Origin of the sequence: Acinetobacter seifertii, from assembly GCF_016064815.1 — a bacterium.
GTDB classification, from domain to species: domain Bacteria; phylum Pseudomonadota; class Gammaproteobacteria; order Pseudomonadales; family Moraxellaceae; genus Acinetobacter; species Acinetobacter seifertii.
The window spans coordinates 1419500-1436729 of sequence record NZ_CP065820.1; the positions used below are offsets into that span (position 1 = coordinate 1419500).

Here is a 17230-nt window from a genome sequence, read left to right on the forward strand (position 1 = left end):
AACTATTTTAATTAATTTACGAAATTTTAAAAAGATGTGTCGTCAAATGAAAAGTCCGTGACGTCTTATGTACACCATTAACTGAAATGAGCCTTTATTGTGAATGGAGTTTTATAAAAATTCTTAAGCCTCCTAGATGGCAAAATTCACAGGCGTCGAAATGGAAAAAATACAAACCAAAGCAACAATTTTAATTATTCCGGGGTTACGCGATCATGTTCCCGAACATTGGCAAACGATCTTAGAAACAAAGCTAGTAAAGGTTCGCTCTGTACCACCTGTAGAAACTAATAAACTCAATTGTGAAAATAGAGTTACTGCTATTCAGGCACAACTCGAACAAATACAAGGGCCTGTCATTTTAGTTGCACACAGCGCAGGTGTGCTGATGACAATACACTGGGCTGCAAAATATCAAAGACCAATTCAAGGTGCTTTGCTTGTGGCGCCACCTGACTTAAACGAAAGCTGGCCAGAAAATTATCCAAGCCCAACCGTACTTCATCAAGAAGGATGGAGTCCTTTACCTAATCAAACACTACCTTTCCCCAGCATTTTGGTTGCAAGCACCAATGACCATTTAGCTCGTTATGAAGCTGTAAGTGAAATGGCAGGAAAGTGGGGTAGTCAACTCGTAAATCTGGGGGAAGTGGGACATTTAAACCCTGCATCTGGCTTTGGCTATTGGCCTTTAGCTGAACAATTTATTCAACAGTTAGATCAGGTCGAACAACCAGCCTAGTGCAAAAAATACCTGTTTAGGTAAACCATTTAAAAGCCAATGGATGGCTTTGAGTAATAAGCAATAAATAAGAAAAATCATATTGATAGGGAGATAATATGATGGGTCATTACGTCTATTTAAATCAAAGAAATAATCACGTTTTATATATTCAAAAAATAGGTGTTTCATTAAGCCTAATTTTATTTATGTCTAAAGCAAATGCAGCCAGTTTTGATATTGGTAAAGACTGGAAGGTCGATACAAAAACGATATTAAGCTTAGGAGCCAGTTGGAGTACCCAAGATCCATCCGTTTCATTACTTTATCGGCCTGACGCAAACAAAATAGGCAAACAAGGCGCTAGCATTGATGTGAATGGTGATGATGGGCGTATGAATTTTAGTAAATATGATGCCATTTCACAGATCATCAGAGGTATAACTGAAGTTAAGATAAATGGAAAACAGCAGGGTGCGGTCATTAGCACTAAATACTGGTATGACCATGCCTATGAGACAGGCCACGGAGACTTTAAACCCTTTAATGATTCAGCGTGGCCAAGGCTTGCAAAATTCAAAGGTATCGATTTATGGAATGCCTATATATGGAAAGATTTTGAACTGGGCGGTGGAAAAAGCATCAATTTAAAATTAGGCAAACAGACTTTAAATTGGGGGAAATCTCAGTTTTTTCAAAACGGTTTAAATTCGGTGAGTGCATTTGATTTTGCTGCAATCAATCGACCGGGTGGTGATGCAAAAGAAAGAATCATTCCAACCGAAATGTTTTCGTTCGACACAAGCATTAATAAAAATTTGAAAATAGAAGGGTTCTATCAATTTAAATTTAGACCTTCAGTTGTTGATGGTAACGGAACTTTCTTTGAGATTTCAGACTTTGTGCCCGAAAATGCAGGTCCAGTTCTGATTGCTGGAGGTGGAGATAAATTATCGGATACCGCAATTCGTTTACGTACCTATATTCCACGTGCAGAAAGTAGAAAAGCAAAGGATAATGGCCAATATGGTATTGTTTTAAAACAGACATTACCCAGTTTAAATAATGCTGAGTTAGGTATTTACTATGCGAACTACCATAGCCGTAATGCAAACTTTGATGGAACCGCTGTAACAGCAGCAGGACCCGAACATTTTAATAGCGCAAGTTATTTTTCTATCTATCCTGAAAATATCAAAATGTTTGGATTAAGTCTGACTGGGAAAGTTGGAACAACAACCATTTTTAGTGAATTAACCCACAAACCTAATCAACCTTTACAACTAAACGGTACAGACATTGTCTATGCTCAAGTGCTATCGGAAGGAACACCATTTGCGCCGCCGGGAAAAACTGTTGAATTAGGTCAATATCTTCAAGGATATGTACGCTTACCTGTAACACAATTTTCGGTTGGTGCAACTGATAGCATATTCAATATTTGGGGTGCAAATTCGCTGACGTGGTCTACAGAGTTTGGCTTAAACCATATTGCAGATATTGCTAATCATCGGATTGGCCGGACAGGCGCATTTGGCCGTAGTGAACTTTCAACAGGGGCTTATAATCCTGAAACAGGCGAATTTAAATGTACGCCGTATGGTACAGCTCATCTTACCAATGCAGAAATAGACAGCTTAAATGAACGCTTTTGTAATAAAAACGGTTTTTTTAATGAATGGTCATTTGGTTACCGATTACGTGGCGCATTAAATTACCAAGATATTTTACCCTCTACAGTGATTACGCCAAGTCTTAGTTTTAGACATGATGTTTATGGATATAGCCAAAACTTTCAAGAAGGGCAAATGAGTGTAAGTGCGGCGTTATCTATGACTTATCAGCAAAAATATACAACAGAGATTGCCTATAATAACTTTTTTGGTTCTAATGAATTTAGCACGGTAGATGATCGAGATTTTGTATCATTAACATTTAAAGCTAATTTTTAGTTCAATTATTTTATAAAAATATAGAAAGACTCGTTATAAATGAGATTTAGATGTAGAGGATAACTTTTGAAATTTAGATCAAAAATTGATTGGTGGCTTTTATTAATATTTGTTGTGATCACTGCCAATATTATTTTTAAAATTTATCAAGAAGTTCATCATTCTTCTATAGGCACCAATTTTTCGCATCTCATAATTTATAGTTTAGTCATTGTAGTTATTTGGTTCCCAATCTTTAGCACTTACTATGTGGTAGAAAATAGTACATTAGTCATTAAGAGTCTGGTTTTCCGTTGGAAAATTAATATTGATGATATTATCCAAATAGAACCGACGTATAACCCACTTTCATCTCCAGCACTATCGCTAGATCGGCTTAAAATTAGTTATATGAAAAATGGAAGAGTGGCTAAAGTAATGATTTCACCAAAAGATAAAGAGGGCTTTTTAAATACCTTACGTAAAAATCCTAATGCGAAGTTTTAATTTGTAGTTATGATGAAGGGGATTTAAGTGCCTAGAAAACACCCAGTTATGTATTAAAAGTTTAAAAATATAGCCGTTAATGCCGAGCACAGTTAAATAAATAAACTATAAGTCTCTCTCCTAAAGCATTACCCTGTGCATATTGCGAAAAAATAAGAAATGGAGATAAAAGATGCTTACACGTTTTTTACTGCCGACTTTAGGTACTACCGTTGTATGTGTACTTGCAGGATGTGCTTCATCCTCTCAATATCCAATTGCCGAGAGTTACGGTCCAGAACCAAAGTTACCTGAACCAAAAACAAGCTTAATTCCAACCGTAAATATAGCACCAGCGAGGGGCTGGCCTAGTGGTGTTATGCCAACTCCGGCAGAAGGCTTAAAGGTAAAAGCCTTTGCTAAAGGACTTGAGCACCCACGTTGGCTTTATGTGTTACCGAATGGTGATGTATTGGTTGCTGAAACGGATGCTCCGCCTAAACCGGAAGATAGCAAAGGCATTAAAGGTAAAATTATGACTTTTGTGATGAGACGAGCAGGATCATCTCATCCGAGTGCTAACCGTATTACTTTACTTCGTGATACCAATGGAGATGGAATAGCTGACCAGAAAACCGTATTTCTTCAAAATCTAAATTCACCATTTGGTATGGCACTGGTGGGGAACTATTTGTATGTTGCCAATACAGATTCACTTATGCGTTTCCCTTACCAAGAAGGCGCAACCAAAATTACTGCCAGTGGTACTAAAGTACTAGATTTACCGGGTGGTCCTTTAAATCATCATTGGACCAAAAACGTCATTGCCAATCGTGAAGGGACAAAGCTCTACATTACCGTCGGCTCCAATAGTAATGTAGCTGAAAATGGTTTAGATCAAGAAAAAGGCCGCGCACAAATTATGGAGTTTGACATCGCAAGTGGGCAGTCACGTCCATTTGCAACTGGACTGCGTAATCCAAATGGTATGGCTTGGCAACCTCAAAGCGGTAAACTCTGGACGGTTGTAAATGAGCGCGATGAAATTGGTAGTGACCTAGTACCTGACTATATGACCTCAGTTCAAGATGGCGCTTTTTACGGCTGGCCTTATAGCTACTATGGTCAACATGTAGATGTACGTGTAAAACCACAAAATCCAGCAATGGTCGCTCGTGCAATTAAACCTGACTATGCATTAGGTAACCATACTGCTTCTTTAGGTCTCGCATTTTATGCAGCCGAATTGATGCCACAATTTAGAGGTGGGGCGATCATCGGTCAGCATGGTTCATGGAACCGCAAGCCTCATAGTGGTTATAAAGTCATTTTTGTACCATTTAGAAATGGTCAGCCTTCTGGTCCACCGCAAGATATTTTGACGGGGTTTTTAAGTGATAAAGGCAAAGCGTATGGGCGTCCAGTTGGGGTGGCAATTGATTTTTCAGGAGCTGTGTTAGTTGCAGATGATGTCGGTAATACGATTTGGCGTGTTTCACCAGTTGCTGAAACAACGTATGAGAGTCCAACCCAACAAACCATTAGTAGTTCAGTGACTCAACCTTAAAAAGGTTGGACAGAATAGGTCTATTTTATGCAAATATTACGGTTATCTGATTATCCTCAATACAAAGAAATGGCTGCACAGTGGTTCTCTGAAAAGTGGCAAATCCCTGTGGAAGCCTATCTTGAGAGTATCCAGATTTCCATTGATCAAAAGCATGCTATTCCACAGTGGTACATTGTTTTAAATGAAAATAAGCATTTAATTGCTGGAACGGGAGTTATTGATAATGACTTCCATGAGCGTAAAGATTTAACCCCAAACTTATGTGCTTTATTTGTAGAAGAGACCTATCGAAACCAAAACGTTGCAAAACACATTTTAGATTTTGTACGTGAAGACTTGAGTAATCAGGGTATCCAAACACTTTATTTAATAACGGACCATACCGAATTTTATGAAAAATGTGGTTGGCGGTTTTTAACGTTGGTAAAGGATGAGGAAGGCGAGATGGTACGTATGTATATAGCAGATACCTAGAATTCAAATAGCCTCTATTAAAAAATAGCCTCATTAGAGGCTATTTTTTTAGGGCTTATTTATTTTTTAAATTTTTAATAATCATCAGAAGGGCAACCAGTGACAATAAGATAATAAAACCAATATAACTATTTGCCGTACTCATCAGCCCAATTTTTCCTACAAAATACCCAGCTAAAATTGCAGGAATACTAAAAGCCAAATAACTTTCAACAAAAAAAGCAGCCATAAGACCCGCACGTTCTTCAGGAAGCGCCAATGGCATTACACTACGAATAGCCCCCATAAACGCTGTACCAAAACCAACTCCAGTAATAATAGAACCTAAAAATAGAATTACAGCATTAGTCAGATTAATAGCGACAAATAAAACAGCTGCGCCAATAGCAATTGAGAGCGTACCTGTTAATAAAATACGAAAATTTGTCGACTTTCTAAGCGTTAAGATACCTGCCGCACCTGACAGGGCGAGCGCCATAAAGGTAATACCATTTAGCCATGCAGATGAAGTATGGAAAATTTTTGCCAATAACGATGGCATGAGTGACAAGAAGAAACCACTAACCATCCATAGTGCAATATTAATTGGGCTAATAGTCAATAAAGCGCTTTTCGTTTGTGGAGGAATCGCCATCGCAGGTTTTAAAGAGGCAAATGCGCCGGATCTTTTTTGCGCTGTTTCAGGAGTAAGGAAACTTAAAATGAGTTCCAAAATAAGAAGAAAGCATAAGAACTCAAAAACTACCCGTAAGGGTTGAGTAGAAAACTGTAAAATAGAACAGGTCAGAAAAATCCCAACAGCCATGCCTATCATGGGTGCGATACTATTAATCAGTGAACCATGTAACTTACTAAAATCTAAAATTGCTGCCCCTATAGCAGAAACTGCAAGACCAGTTGCTATACCTTGTAAGCCTCGTGCAATAAATAACATTGAAACATCTGATGCAAATAAGAAAAAACTCATCGAAATAATTTGCAGAGAAATAGCGGCAATGATGACTGGACGACGTCCAATATAATCAGACAGTGACCCAATAATGAGTAATGATCCCAGCAGTGTAAAAGCATAGGTTGCAAAAATTAAAGTCAGTGTGACAGGTGAAAATTGCCAGAGCTGTTGGTATAGGCGGTAGAGTGGGGTTGGTGCACTAGATGCAGCCATAAATGTCATGAGCGTAATTGTATTGAGTGTCAAAGCACTCGCGGCATCTAATTGAAAAACAGCTCTTGACCGTTTTGAACTTGAATTGTTCATAGAACATGAATAACATAAAAGCGAATATTTAGCTTTTATACATTATTTTTACACTAAAGCAAATCCTTAGCTTTAGTGTATTTTGTATATAGATATAAATATTTATAAATTTTTCGAGACCTTTACAGAGTTTATAAATGGCAAAAGTTGTTACTGGATTACGCCCGGGTGGCCGTAGCGAAAGAATACAAACCGCGGTACATAATGCTGTAAAAGAATTACAAAAAGATTTCGAGCAAAGCCAGATTACCATTCCAATGATCGCTTCACAGGCGGGAGTAACACCTTCAACCATTTATCGTCGATGGGGAGACATCAATCAGTTATTTTCAGATGTAGCTTTAAATGAACTTAAACCTGATATGGAACCCAAAGATTTAGGTTCGTTTAAACAAGATATCACAGCATGGGTTGAGCAATATTTTGAAGAATATGCTTCCGAGGTGGGACAAGATTTATTACGAGATGTTCTGTATACATCAAATTCGGATTCTAATGCACGTATGTGCGAAAGTTTAATTATTCAGCAACTCGACATTATTCAAAATCGTGCAAAATTACGAAATGAGTTCACTATACCGAACCAAGAAATTATCGAAACTGTAATTGCACCCATGTTATTTCGGATTCTATTTACCAATCAGGAACTAAATTTGGATTACGTACATAGTCTTTTAAAACGCCTATTTGTTTAAGCATATAAGCCTCTTCGTTTTTTTTAGATGAAAATGGCTAATTTAAATAGCGGAATATATAGGTTTTTGTTTTTATTAAATAATTATATATCAATTTTTCTTATTATTTAAAAATTAAATTCTCATAATTTAGAATAAACATGAAGTTGTTTTAATCATTTATTATTGAAATGTATGTTCGCTTAGTTCCAAAATTAGATTTAAAAGTCTTTAGCTAAATCACTAACAGAATAAATTTAATAATAAACATATTCTTATGAGATTTAACAATAATTTTTATCAAATTTAATTGTTAAATAGTGCAGAAAAACATGAACTTTATATACAATAAATTACATGATTTTTGATTTTAACATTTTTTAAATTTATGACACAGGGTGTTTTTTATTCTTTACAATGGCTTCACTTCCCTTAAAGCAGCTTGTGGTGCCCGCTTTATATTTTATTTTTTTATCCCCATCGAACAGGTATTTAGATAATGGATTTCAATACCCTTGACCAAGAAACGGTACAGAAAAAACAGAAATTTCACCAAATTTTGTATGTACAGGTCATATTTGCAATTATTTTAGGCGTTTTAATTGGTCATTTTTACCCTGAACTTGGACAGAGCTTAAAACCGCTTGGTGATGCATTCATCAAAATCGTTAAAATGATTATTGCTCCCGTAATCTTTTTGACTGTGGTCACTGGTATTGCCAGCATGACGAACATGAGTCGTGTCGGGCGTGTGACTGGTAAAGCAATGCTGTATTTCATTACTTTCTCAAGTCTTGCACTTGTGGTTGGTATGATTGTGGCAAACATCATTCAACCGGGTAAAGGTCTAAACATTGACCCAGCAACCTTAGTCAGCGATAAGGTAAATACTTACGTTGAGAAGGCTCATGCCACCAATATTACTGACTTCTTTATGAATATTATCCCGCAAACACTGGTAAGTCCGCTTGCTGGTGGTGAAATTTTGCAGGTTCTATTTGTGGCAGTACTATTTGGTATTTCTTTAGCTGCTTTAGGCGATCGTGCACGTCCAATCACTGATTTCCTAAATAACTTAACGGCACCAGTTTTCTACTTGGTTGGAATGTTAATGAAACTTGCGCCAATTGGTGCTTTTGGAGCTATGGCATTTACTATTGGTGCTTATGGAATCGAATCAATCGGTAATTTATTACTATTGATTATGACTTTCTATATTACAGCTGTACTGTTCGTACTAATCATTTTAGGTGCAGTGGCACGTTACAATGGCTTTTCAATTATTGCTTTAATTCGCTATATCAAAGACGAGCTTTGGTTAGTCTTAGGTACAAGTTCATCTGAAGCAGCTTTACCGTCTTTAATGGATAAAATGCAAAAAGCAGGCTGTGAAAAATCTGTAGTGGGCCTAGTCATTCCGACAGGTTATTCATTTAACCTTGATGGTACTAACATTTATATGACCATGGCTGCTTTATTTATTGCACAAGCATGTAATGTGGACTTATCCATTAGTGAACAACTTGCATTACTTTTAGTGGCAATGGTGAGTTCAAAAGGTGCAGCAGGGGTAACGGGTGCAGGCTTTATTACACTCGCTGCTACTTTGTCAGTTGTCCCATCTGTACCTGTGGCAGGTATGGCGCTCATTTTAGGTATCGACCGTTTTATGTCTGAGTGTCGCGCATTAACTAACTTAATTGGTAATGCATGCGCAACAATTGTTGTTGCTCGTTGGGACAAAGCTCTGGACAAGGACGTTCTAGATAAAGCATTAGGTAAATCTAAAACGAATTAATTATTTAAAATTTTAATTCGAAATAAAAAACCTGTAGCAATTGGCAATTTGGGAGAGGCGCCATGCTACAGGTTTTATTATATCTAGTCGAAAATTTAATTTAAAAAAACTATCTTGTATGTAAATGCTTAATTATGGGAGGCCAATATAAAATTTTCACAAACTCTCATATAGATCTACTTTGAAAACAGAACTTTTAAGTTGCCAATACTGAAAATAGTATATGCAAAACAGCTCAAGCTTACGCTTTTAAGTGATCCTCAAATTCTTCACCTAATTGCATTGCTAAAGCATTACCTGCCAAATCACACGTGACTAAGCCATACTCTTTTTTAAAACTGAAAGTGAAACCTTTTCCATCGGCCAAGTTTTTAACCGAATATCCTAATTTTTCTAACCAAATACGGAACGCAATTAAATTTTTAGCTTTAACAACCTTTTTCACGTGAGAACTCCTTCTTCTATCCGTGTCTTACACCTTATTTATTAATAGGGATTTACCTAGATTTTTTAAAGGGGGAAAACTTTGTTTTATTTTGCAACTTGTAAAAAAAGTAAAATAGATAATGTAATCTCTTTCACTTTATAAAATTATTCGGTTTTTATGTAATCAATTTATGTTTGTTTAAAATTTAAATAATTGTTTTTTATATAAATTTTAAAATATAAAGTTTGGGGTAAAATTTAATCAAAACAAGTTAATTTAAAATCAATAAATGTAAAAAATAATTTCATGAAACACGCGCTATTCAAAAAGATACAGTTTTTAAAACTGAACTGTATCTTTCTATAAATCCGATTAACTTAGAAATTATCTTTTAAACTACGTAAATGAGCGAACTCTTCCACACTTTCAGCACGTAAAAATGGATTAGTAGCCAATTCTAGTTCAATACTACTTGGCAAAGTAATTTTACCTTCTTTGCGAAGTATGCGGACTTGTTCTGCACGTTCTTGTAATGCGTGGTTTTCAGGTTCAACACTTAAGGAAAATTCAGCATTGGAGAGTGTATATTCATGTGTACAATAGACTTTCGTTGTGGTTGGAAGAGCTGCGAGTCGATTTAAAGAGTGATACATTTGCTCTGCCGTACCTTCAAATAGTCGGCCACACCCCATTGCAAACAAAGTATCACCACAAAAGAGGGCATTCAGTTCCTCAATAAAATACACAATATGCCCTAAGGTATGACCTGGTGTGGCAATAATCTCTGCCTTTAAATCATTAAATTTTAAATGGTCATCATGTTGAAGGGGATGAGTAATACCAGGAATTTTGCTTAGCTCATCTCTTGGGCCATATACAGCCAAAGTGGAGTTAGCCGTTAAATCTGCAACGCCACCGATATGATCTTTATGCCAGTGAGTAAGCCAAATTTGCTTTAAGGTTAAATGATGGTCATTGCAAAATTGAGTGACTAATCCACCTTCTGTTGGATCCACAGCAACAGCTTCATGAGTTTCAGTATCTTCTAAAATCCAGATATAGTTTTGTAGGGCATTTTGCACATCAATAAAATGAATTCTATAACGCATTGTTTTATCCTGAAACCAAATCCAAAGAGTAACCACTAATTTTGATGATAACAGAAAATGGCATTAAGCCATGTACTCAACTTTTTAATAACAGGAGACTATAAAAACAAAAAGCCCCCGTTTAGGGAGCTTTCTATATAAATGACTTAGCGTATCTTAGAGAGCCAGTTGCCTAAAGTCTGTACAATCTGTACCAAAAGCAAGAGGATAATCACTGTTAAAATCACAACGCTTGTATCAAAACGTTGATAGCCATAAGAAATGGCCAAGTCACCAATACCACCAGCACCAACTGCACCAGCCATAGCGGTTGCACCAATAAGGCTAATCGTAGCAGTCGTCAAGTTCAAAATAAGAGAACTACGAGCTTCAGGTAAAATAAAGCGTGAAATAATCTGCCAAGGTGTTGCACCCATTGCTTGAGCAGATTCGATAATTCCTTCATTTACTTCAAGTAGGGAAGTTTCAATAAGTCGGCCCATATATGGTCCAACATAAATTGTTAAAGGAACGATTGCCGCCCATGTACCAATTGAAGTGCCTACCAAGAACTTGGTGAGTGGAATAACTGCAATAAGTAAAATAATAAATGGCAGAGAACGCAATGCATTTACAATTGGGTTAAGCAAATGATAAATGAATCTGTTTGGTAAGATCCCTTCTGGGCGAGTTACAAGCAGAATAATGCCTTGGATAAAGCCCCAAATACCACCAAATATAAGCGCAAAGAACACCATATTAAAGGTTTCTTGTAATGCAGTTACAAACTGGTCCATAGAAAGGGAACTTTGCCAGAAAGGCTGAGTAAGTTCAGTTAACCATTGTACGATTAAATCTCTCATACTTGATCTCCTGATTGAACTACGCTCACTTCATTTTTCTCTAAAAACTCAATCGCTTGACCGATCAACTGCGGGTCACCTAAAAGCTGTACAAACATTTGACCAATCACTGTGCCATTAATTTCAGTCATATTGGCAAATAAGATATTTAAACTAATATCATATTGTTTAATAAGTGACTGAATCACAGGTTCTTGAGCCGAACGCCCTAAGAATTGAAGGCAATAGATGCTGTGGTGATGTTGATTTTCTAATTGATTTAGAATGTTAACTGGCAACTGCTGATGTAAGACAGTTTGTATAAAGTTTTTAGTTGTTGGATGCTGAGGATTACTAAAAATATCAATAGTTGAGCCTTGCTCAATCACTTTACCAGCTTCCATAACTGCAACATGGTCACAAATAGATTCAATGACATCCATTTCATGAGTAACCATAACAATTGTGATTTTCTGTTCTTGATTGATTTTCTTTAAAAGCTCTAGAACTGATTGAGTGGTTTGCGGATCTAGTGCAGATGTGGCTTCATCACATAATAAAATTTTAGGATGATTTGCCAAAGCACGAGCAATACCAACACGTTGCTTTTGACCGCCAGACAGTTCATCTGGATAGGCATCTTTTTTATGCTTAAGATCAATAAACTCTAATAATTCATTTAAACGCTTTTCACGTTCTGCTTTTTTGTAATTTAACAGGCGCATTGGCATTTCGATATTTTCAGCAACTGTTTTGGTTTGAAGCAAATTGAAATGCTGAAAAATCATACCAATATTTGCACGCTCCTGACGTAATGAACGTGCATCTAAAGCAGTGAAGTCCTTTTGATTAATAATAATCTGACCTTCATTTGGTCGTTCGAGTAAATTAATCAGGCGAATTAAAGTACTTTTACCTGCACCACTATAGCCAATAATGCCGAAAATACTGCCCTCTGGAATCTCTAAATTGATTTGATCGAGTGCGCGTATGGTTTGGCTTTTGAGCTGATAGTGCTTTGAAATGTTTTTAAATTGAATCATATCGTCAGAAACTATGCTTGAAAGAAAAAACAGGCAAAGATAATTTGCCTGTTTCACGTTTGGGCTATTATATTACTATTTAGCTTCTGAGAGATAGCTGATTGGTTTGTCTACGTCAACTTTTGTTCCACCAAAGTGTTCTTCAATGTATTTTTTAACAGCTGCAGTGTGGTAAAGCTTACCAACTTTTTGCAAGACAGGATCATTTTTACGTGATTCAGCAGTTGCTAGAACGTTTACACTAATTTTTGAGATTTGATCAATAGGTTCATAGAACATAGAATCTTTGAGTACGTTTAAACCTCCCTCGAGTGCTATGGTATTATTTAATACAACTGCATCAAATTCATTTTTAAGACGTAATGCAGTTTCCATTTTGATTGGTTTGATGTTGATCTTTTTGGGATTTTCGATAACATCAATTGGACTGCCCTGAACAGGATTATAGTCAGCTTTAAGCTTGATTAAGCCAGCAGTTTGTAACAAGAGTAGCGCACGAGATTCGCTGGCAGCATCATCCGGGATTGAAATAATTGCACCTTCAGGAAGTTCTTCAATTTTTTTGTATTTACTTGAATAAATCCCCATTGGCTCAATATAAGTGGTAGAAACCGCTGCAATCTTATCCGGGTTTGAATTATTAAATACAGTAAGATAAGAATAAGCTTGGAATGCGTTCAAATCTACTTCTTTATTTGCAACTGCTGTATTCATTGAAACGGAGTCTGAGAAGTTTTTTACTTCTAACTTCAGTCCAGCAGCTTGGGTTTCAGGTAAAGATGCGATATAACGCCAAATGTCAGCATCCGAACCTGTAGAGGCAATTACTACCTTTTGTACTTTGGAACTATCATTGTTTTGTTCGGCTTGTTGAGCATTTTCTTGTTTGCTACATGCTGTCAATAATACTACTGACATGCTTAAAAAAAGGCTGATCAGCTTTTTCATTTAAAAAAGTCCTGATTAAGATATAGAACAATAACGATTGATCTATATCAATATGAAAAGAGAGGAGTTGGAATTACAACTAGTCTAAACTCTGTGATCTTTTTCTGGGGTTCCATAATTTGCTTGCATATTTTGGCTATAACAGAGGGTAATTGTTTAATAAACAAAAACTGTTTCCCCAAACAGTTCATCCCCAACAGTAGCCAAACGAGCATTCATAAATTTAGAATATTAAAAAACTCTCTACAGGCATAATTTGTAGAGCAAGTCTTTATGGAAATTATTAAAACAGCAGTGTCTGATGACAGTTACAACTATGTACTAATGATAGCAATAAAAATGTAGTTGATATAGAGGGCTTTTTTCTATTTGTTGATATCTTAATAAATCTTATAAAAATTTCTATCATTTTCTTCTATTGGTGCACAAAATAAAAAAAAGCTTCCTAAATAGGAAGCTTTTTTTTGCTAAGTTTTATTCAGCTTTTTCACGAGCAATCGCGCGGTAACCGATGTCACTACGGTATTGCATACCTGTGAAAGTTACTTGGCCGCATACTTCTAAAGCATTAATTTGTGCTTCAAGAACGCTGTCACCTAAAGCAGTTACGCAAAGCACACGTCCACCAGAAGTCACAATGTGACCATCTTCACGAGTTGCAGTACCTGCATGGAAGATTTTGGTATCTTCAGGTGATTGGCCGATACCAGAAATCACATCGCCTTTACGTATGCTATCTGGGTATCCTTCTGCTGCAAGTACAACACCGATTGACTTGCGCTCATCCCACTCAGCTTCTTTTGGTAAATTACCTGCAATACCTGCTTCAACCAAATCAACAAGAGATGACTTTAAGCGCATCATGATTGGTTGAGTTTCAGGGTCACCAAAACGGCAGTTAAATTCAATTACGCGTGGTTGACCTTGTTCATCAATCATTAAACCCGCATATAAGAATCCAGTGTAAACATGTCCATCAGCAGCCATACCATCAACAGTTGGACGCATAATTTCAGTCATTACACGTTCAAAAACATCTGGAGTTACAACTGGAGCAGGAGAGTAAGCGCCCATACCACCAGTATTTGGACCTTGATCACCTTCAAAAATACGTTTGTGATCTTGTGAAGTTGCCATTGGTAAAATATTTTTACCATCAATCATACAAATGAAAGAAGCTTCTTCACCAGCAAGGAACTGTTCAATTACAACGCGTGAACCTGCATCACCAAATTTGTTACCTGCAAGCATGTCATCAATCGCTGCAAAAGCTTCTTCGTTGGTCATTGCAACGATTACACCCTTACCAGCAGCAAGGCCGTCAGCTTTAATAACGATTGGTGCACCATTTTTTTCAACGTAAGCTTTCGCTGCATCAACTTCAGTAAATACATCGTAAAAAGCAGTTGGAATGTTATGGCGTTTTAAAAAATGCTTAGCAAATGCTTTTGAGCCTTCAAGTTGTGCTGCATATTGAGTCGGACCCCAAATTTTTACACCAGCTTCACGTGCAGCATCTACTACACCATTTACTAAAGGTGCTTCTGGACCAACAACAACGAGTTCAACATTATTTTCTTTAGCAAAAGCAATAATTGCTGGGTTGTCTAAAATATCAAGTTGAACGTTAACGCATTTTTCTTCTGTTGCAGTACCAGCATTACCAGGTGCAACAAAAACTTGAGTAACTTTGGTATCTTGCGCGATTTTCCATGCTAAAGCATGTTCACGGCCACCACTACCTAAAACTAAAATATTCATTTTTTAATTTGTTCCTTAACTTTAATCCTTTTTCATCCCCCTCTATTTCTCAAAGTGGAGAGATAGTTCCATTATTGTGGAAAACCCTCCTGAATAAAAGGAGGGTTAGGGAGGACTAAATTTAAATTAGTGGCGGAAATGGCGCATACCAGTGAAGACCATTGCAATGCCAGCTTCATCAGCTGCTGCAATGACTTCTTCATCACGCATTGAACCACCTGGTTGAATAATGCACTTAATACCAGCTTTAGCTGCATTATCGATACCATCACGGAACGGGAAGAATGCATCAGAAGCCATAACAGCGCCTTCAACAACCAAACCAGCATGTTCTGCTTTAATTGCAGCAATACGCGCTGAGTTAACACGGCTCATTTGACCCGCGCCTACACCAATAGTTTGACGGTTTTTTGCATAAACAATAGCATTTGATTTCACATATTTCGCAACTTTCCATGCGAAAATAAGGTCATCAATTTCTTGTTCAGTTGGAGCGATTTTAGTAACAACTTTAAGATCATCTTTAGTGATCATGCCCAAGTCTTGGTCTTGAACAAGTAAGCCACCGTTAACGCGTTTATAGTCAAGTTGTGGAGCACGTGCATCAATTGCAGGTAATTCACCACATACTAAAACACGAACATTTTTCTTGGCACCAGTAACTTCAAGTACGCCGTCAGCAATACTTGGAGCAATAATAACTTCAACGAATTGACGGTCAACAATTGCTTGAGCAGTTGCAACATCTAACTCGCGGTTAAATGCAATAATACCACCAAAAGCTGATTCTGGATCTGTTGCATAAGCTAAATCATAAGCTGCTTTAATGCCGTCTAAAGAAACCGCAACACCACAAGGGTTAGCATGTTTTACAATTACGCAAGCTGGTTTAGCAAATGATTTAACACATTCAAGTGCAGCATCTGTGTCAGCAATGTTGTTATAAGACAATTCTTTGCCTTGTAATTGTTTTGCTGTAGAAACAGATGCTTCTTTTGCTGTTGCTTCAACATAGAAAGCAGCAGATTGGTGTGGGTTTTCACCGTAACGTAAGTCTTGTGCTTTATTTAATTGAGTGTTGAACGTACGAGGGAATAAATCAGCTTCACCTTCGGTCTTACCAACGCGAGCGCCTAAGTAAGAAGCGATCATGCCGTCATATTGAGCAGTATGTTCAAATGCTTTAACAGCTAAATCGAAGCGTGTTTCATAAGAAAGTGAACCAGCAGCTTTTAATTCGTTAATCACTGTATCGTAATCTAAAGCATTTACAACAATACCCACAGAAGCGTGGTTTTTAGCAGCAGCACGAACCATTGTTGGACCGCCGATGTCGATATTTTCGATAGCGTCAGCAAGTGAACAATTTGGTTTAGCAACTGTTGCTGCAAATGGATAAAGGTTGACTACAACTAGATCGATTGGATCAATGTTGTGTTCTTGCATAACTGCTTCGTCTAGACCACGACGAGCTAAAATGCCGCCATGAATTTTTGGATGTAATGTTTTTACACGGCCATCCATCATTTCTGGGAAACCAGTATGTTCAGATACTTCAACAACAGCAATGTTATTATCTTTAAGCAACTTATATGTGCCGCCTGTAGATAATAATTCTACCCCTAAAGCTGCAAGGTTTTGAGCAAATTCGACAATTCCTGTTTTGTCTGATACAGAAATCAAAGCACGTTTAATAGTCATGATGTTCAAGTCAACAATTTCAAGTCTACGGATTAAAACCAATTAGAAGCATAAAAAAATGCCCACGACGTCGTGAGCATTTTATCATTTATTCACTCATTAAACCGTGAGCTTTTAACTTTTTGCGTAAAGTGCCGCGGTTTAGTCCAAGAATTTCTGCGGCACGTGTTTGGTTGCCACGAGTATATTCAAGAACTACAGATAAAAGAGGTTTCTCCATTTCTGCTAGCACCATGTCATATACCTGAGATGGTTGCTCACCTTGCAATTGTGCAAAATAATGACGAACTGCGCGATCCACGTGGATGCGAAGAGCAACATCAGATTGTGCAGTAAAAATAGGAGATTTGCTATTCATGCGAGTTAATCCGAAAATCAAATACTAGCTTGGGTAAAGTAGTATATAAATGTGGTCTAAAATACGGAGTCCTGTTTTAGATCCTAAAACAGTGACTCTAAAACATAAGAACAATTAGCTTGCCATAAATCTTCGTATTGAGTAAAAAAT

16 protein-coding genes are annotated in these 17230 nt (G+C 37.1%); 7 read left to right on the forward strand and 9 right to left on the reverse strand.

The genetic code is table 11. The annotated features are described in order from the left end of the window. The first annotated feature begins 136 nt into the window (after positions 1-136). From I8T81_RS06735 to I8T81_RS06755, 5 genes are all read left to right on the forward strand, one after another. Positions 137-742 (forward strand): RBBP9/YdeN family alpha/beta hydrolase, encoded by a 606-nt coding sequence (locus tag I8T81_RS06735; RefSeq protein WP_198072421.1) that lies wholly within the window; start codon positions 137-139, stop codon positions 740-742. A gap of 101 nt (positions 743-843) precedes the next feature. Then, on the forward strand, positions 844-2673 hold the full coding sequence (locus I8T81_RS06740) for a DUF1302 domain-containing protein (protein WP_198072745.1): 1830 nt from the start codon (positions 844-846) through the stop codon (positions 2671-2673). A 66-nt stretch (positions 2674-2739) separates the two neighbouring features. Next, positions 2740-3159, forward strand: coding sequence for a PH domain-containing protein (locus I8T81_RS06745; protein WP_198072422.1), 420 nt, complete (start codon positions 2740-2742; stop codon positions 3157-3159). Between the two features lie 172 nt (positions 3160-3331). Further along, positions 3332-4705: a PQQ-dependent sugar dehydrogenase gene (locus tag I8T81_RS06750; RefSeq protein WP_198072423.1), complete on the forward strand. Its 1374-nt coding sequence runs from the start codon at positions 3332-3334 to the stop codon at positions 4703-4705. 27 nt (positions 4706-4732) lie between these two features. Then, complete coding sequence (locus tag I8T81_RS06755; RefSeq protein WP_198072424.1) at positions 4733-5182, forward strand: GNAT family N-acetyltransferase; 450 nt, start codon at positions 4733-4735, stop codon at positions 5180-5182. Between the two features lie 55 nt (positions 5183-5237). Here the strand turns inward: I8T81_RS06755 and I8T81_RS06760 are convergent, their stop codons facing one another. Further along, positions 5238-6440 (reverse strand): MFS transporter, encoded by a 1203-nt coding sequence (locus I8T81_RS06760; RefSeq protein ID WP_198072425.1) that lies wholly within the window; start codon positions 6438-6440, stop codon positions 5238-5240. Between the two features lie 137 nt (positions 6441-6577). Between I8T81_RS06760 and I8T81_RS06765 the strand changes: the two genes are divergently transcribed. Together I8T81_RS06765 and I8T81_RS06770 are read left to right on the forward strand one after the other, a co-directional pair. Continuing rightward, complete coding sequence (locus I8T81_RS06765) at positions 6578-7135, forward strand: TetR/AcrR family transcriptional regulator (RefSeq protein ID WP_198072426.1); 558 nt, start codon at positions 6578-6580, stop codon at positions 7133-7135. Between the two features lie 478 nt (positions 7136-7613). Next, positions 7614-8912 carry a dicarboxylate/amino acid:cation symporter gene (locus I8T81_RS06770; protein WP_019458359.1) on the forward strand — a complete coding sequence of 433 codons (1299 nt, stop codon included), beginning with the start codon at positions 7614-7616 and terminating at the stop codon, positions 8910-8912. 241 nt (positions 8913-9153) lie between these two features. Here I8T81_RS06770 and I8T81_RS06775 read toward each other — a convergent pair whose 3' ends face one another. The 8 genes from I8T81_RS06775 to fis all read right to left on the reverse strand — a co-directional run bounded on the left by I8T81_RS06775 (position 9154) and on the right by fis (position 17080). Next, positions 9154-9357 carry a hypothetical protein gene (locus tag I8T81_RS06775; RefSeq protein ID WP_000758190.1) on the reverse strand — a complete coding sequence of 68 codons (204 nt, stop codon included), beginning with the start codon at positions 9355-9357 and terminating at the stop codon, positions 9154-9156. 359 nt (positions 9358-9716) lie between these two features. Further along, on the reverse strand, positions 9717-10448 hold the full coding sequence (gene gloB, locus I8T81_RS06780) for a hydroxyacylglutathione hydrolase (RefSeq protein ID WP_019458358.1): 732 nt from the start codon (positions 10446-10448) through the stop codon (positions 9717-9719). 146 nt (positions 10449-10594) lie between these two features. Beyond that, a complete protein-coding gene (locus I8T81_RS06785) occupies positions 10595-11290 on the reverse strand; it encodes a methionine ABC transporter permease (RefSeq protein ID WP_004700797.1) in 696 nt (231 codons plus the stop codon). After that, positions 11287-12312: a methionine ABC transporter ATP-binding protein gene (locus I8T81_RS06790; protein WP_019458357.1), complete on the reverse strand. Its 1026-nt coding sequence runs from the start codon at positions 12310-12312 to the stop codon at positions 11287-11289. The genes I8T81_RS06785 and I8T81_RS06790 overlap by 4 nt, the downstream gene beginning before the upstream one ends. Positions 12313-12387: 75 nt before the next feature. Beyond that, positions 12388-13260, reverse strand: a complete 873-nt coding sequence (locus tag I8T81_RS06795; RefSeq protein WP_004708030.1) for a MetQ/NlpA family ABC transporter substrate-binding protein — start codon at positions 13258-13260, stop codon at positions 12388-12390. 474 nt (positions 13261-13734) lie between these two features. Then, positions 13735-15021 (reverse strand): phosphoribosylamine--glycine ligase, encoded by a 1287-nt coding sequence (purD, locus tag I8T81_RS06800; protein WP_198072427.1) that lies wholly within the window; start codon positions 15019-15021, stop codon positions 13735-13737. Positions 15022-15147: 126 nt separating this feature from the next. Next, a complete protein-coding gene (purH, locus tag I8T81_RS06805; protein WP_198072428.1) occupies positions 15148-16722 on the reverse strand; it encodes a bifunctional phosphoribosylaminoimidazolecarboxamide formyltransferase/IMP cyclohydrolase in 1575 nt (524 codons plus the stop codon). Between the two features lie 88 nt (positions 16723-16810). Continuing rightward, on the reverse strand, positions 16811-17080 hold the full coding sequence (gene fis / locus I8T81_RS06810) for a DNA-binding transcriptional regulator Fis (protein ID WP_001086304.1): 270 nt from the start codon (positions 17078-17080) through the stop codon (positions 16811-16813). Positions 17081-17230 lie beyond the last annotated feature (150 nt).

Bases quoted from the DNA above. Each gene is read 5' to 3' on its own strand.
- I8T81_RS06735 (WP_198072421.1), top strand. From the start codon at position 137: ATGGCAAAATTCACAGGCGTCGAAATGGAAAAAATACAAACCAAAGCA.
- I8T81_RS06740 (WP_198072745.1), top strand. From the start codon at position 844: ATGGGTCATTACGTCTATTTAAATCAAAGAAATAATCACGTTTTATAT.
- I8T81_RS06750 (WP_198072423.1), top strand. From the start codon at position 3,332: ATGCTTACACGTTTTTTACTGCCGACTTTAGGTACTACCGTTGTATGT.
- I8T81_RS06755 (WP_198072424.1), top strand. From the start codon at position 4,733: ATGCAAATATTACGGTTATCTGATTATCCTCAATACAAAGAAATGGCT.
- I8T81_RS06760 (WP_198072425.1), bottom strand. From the start codon at position 6,440: ATGAACAATTCAAGTTCAAAACGGTCAAGAGCTGTTTTTCAATTAGAT.
- I8T81_RS06765 (WP_198072426.1), top strand. From the start codon at position 6,578: ATGGCAAAAGTTGTTACTGGATTACGCCCGGGTGGCCGTAGCGAAAGA.
- I8T81_RS06770 (WP_019458359.1), top strand. From the start codon at position 7,614: ATGGATTTCAATACCCTTGACCAAGAAACGGTACAGAAAAAACAGAAA.
- gloB (WP_019458358.1), bottom strand. From the start codon at position 10,448: ATGCGTTATAGAATTCATTTTATTGATGTGCAAAATGCCCTACAAAAC.
- I8T81_RS06785 (WP_004700797.1), bottom strand. From the start codon at position 11,290: ATGAGAGATTTAATCGTACAATGGTTAACTGAACTTACTCAGCCTTTC.
- I8T81_RS06790 (WP_019458357.1), bottom strand. From the start codon at position 12,312: ATGATTCAATTTAAAAACATTTCAAAGCACTATCAGCTCAAAAGCCAA.
- I8T81_RS06795 (WP_004708030.1), bottom strand. From the start codon at position 13,260: ATGAAAAAGCTGATCAGCCTTTTTTTAAGCATGTCAGTAGTATTATTG.
- purD (WP_198072427.1), bottom strand. From the start codon at position 15,021: ATGAATATTTTAGTTTTAGGTAGTGGTGGCCGTGAACATGCTTTAGCA.
- purH (WP_198072428.1), bottom strand. From the start codon at position 16,722: ATGACTATTAAACGTGCTTTGATTTCTGTATCAGACAAAACAGGAATT.
- fis (WP_001086304.1), bottom strand. From the start codon at position 17,080: ATGAATAGCAAATCTCCTATTTTTACTGCACAATCTGATGTTGCTCTT.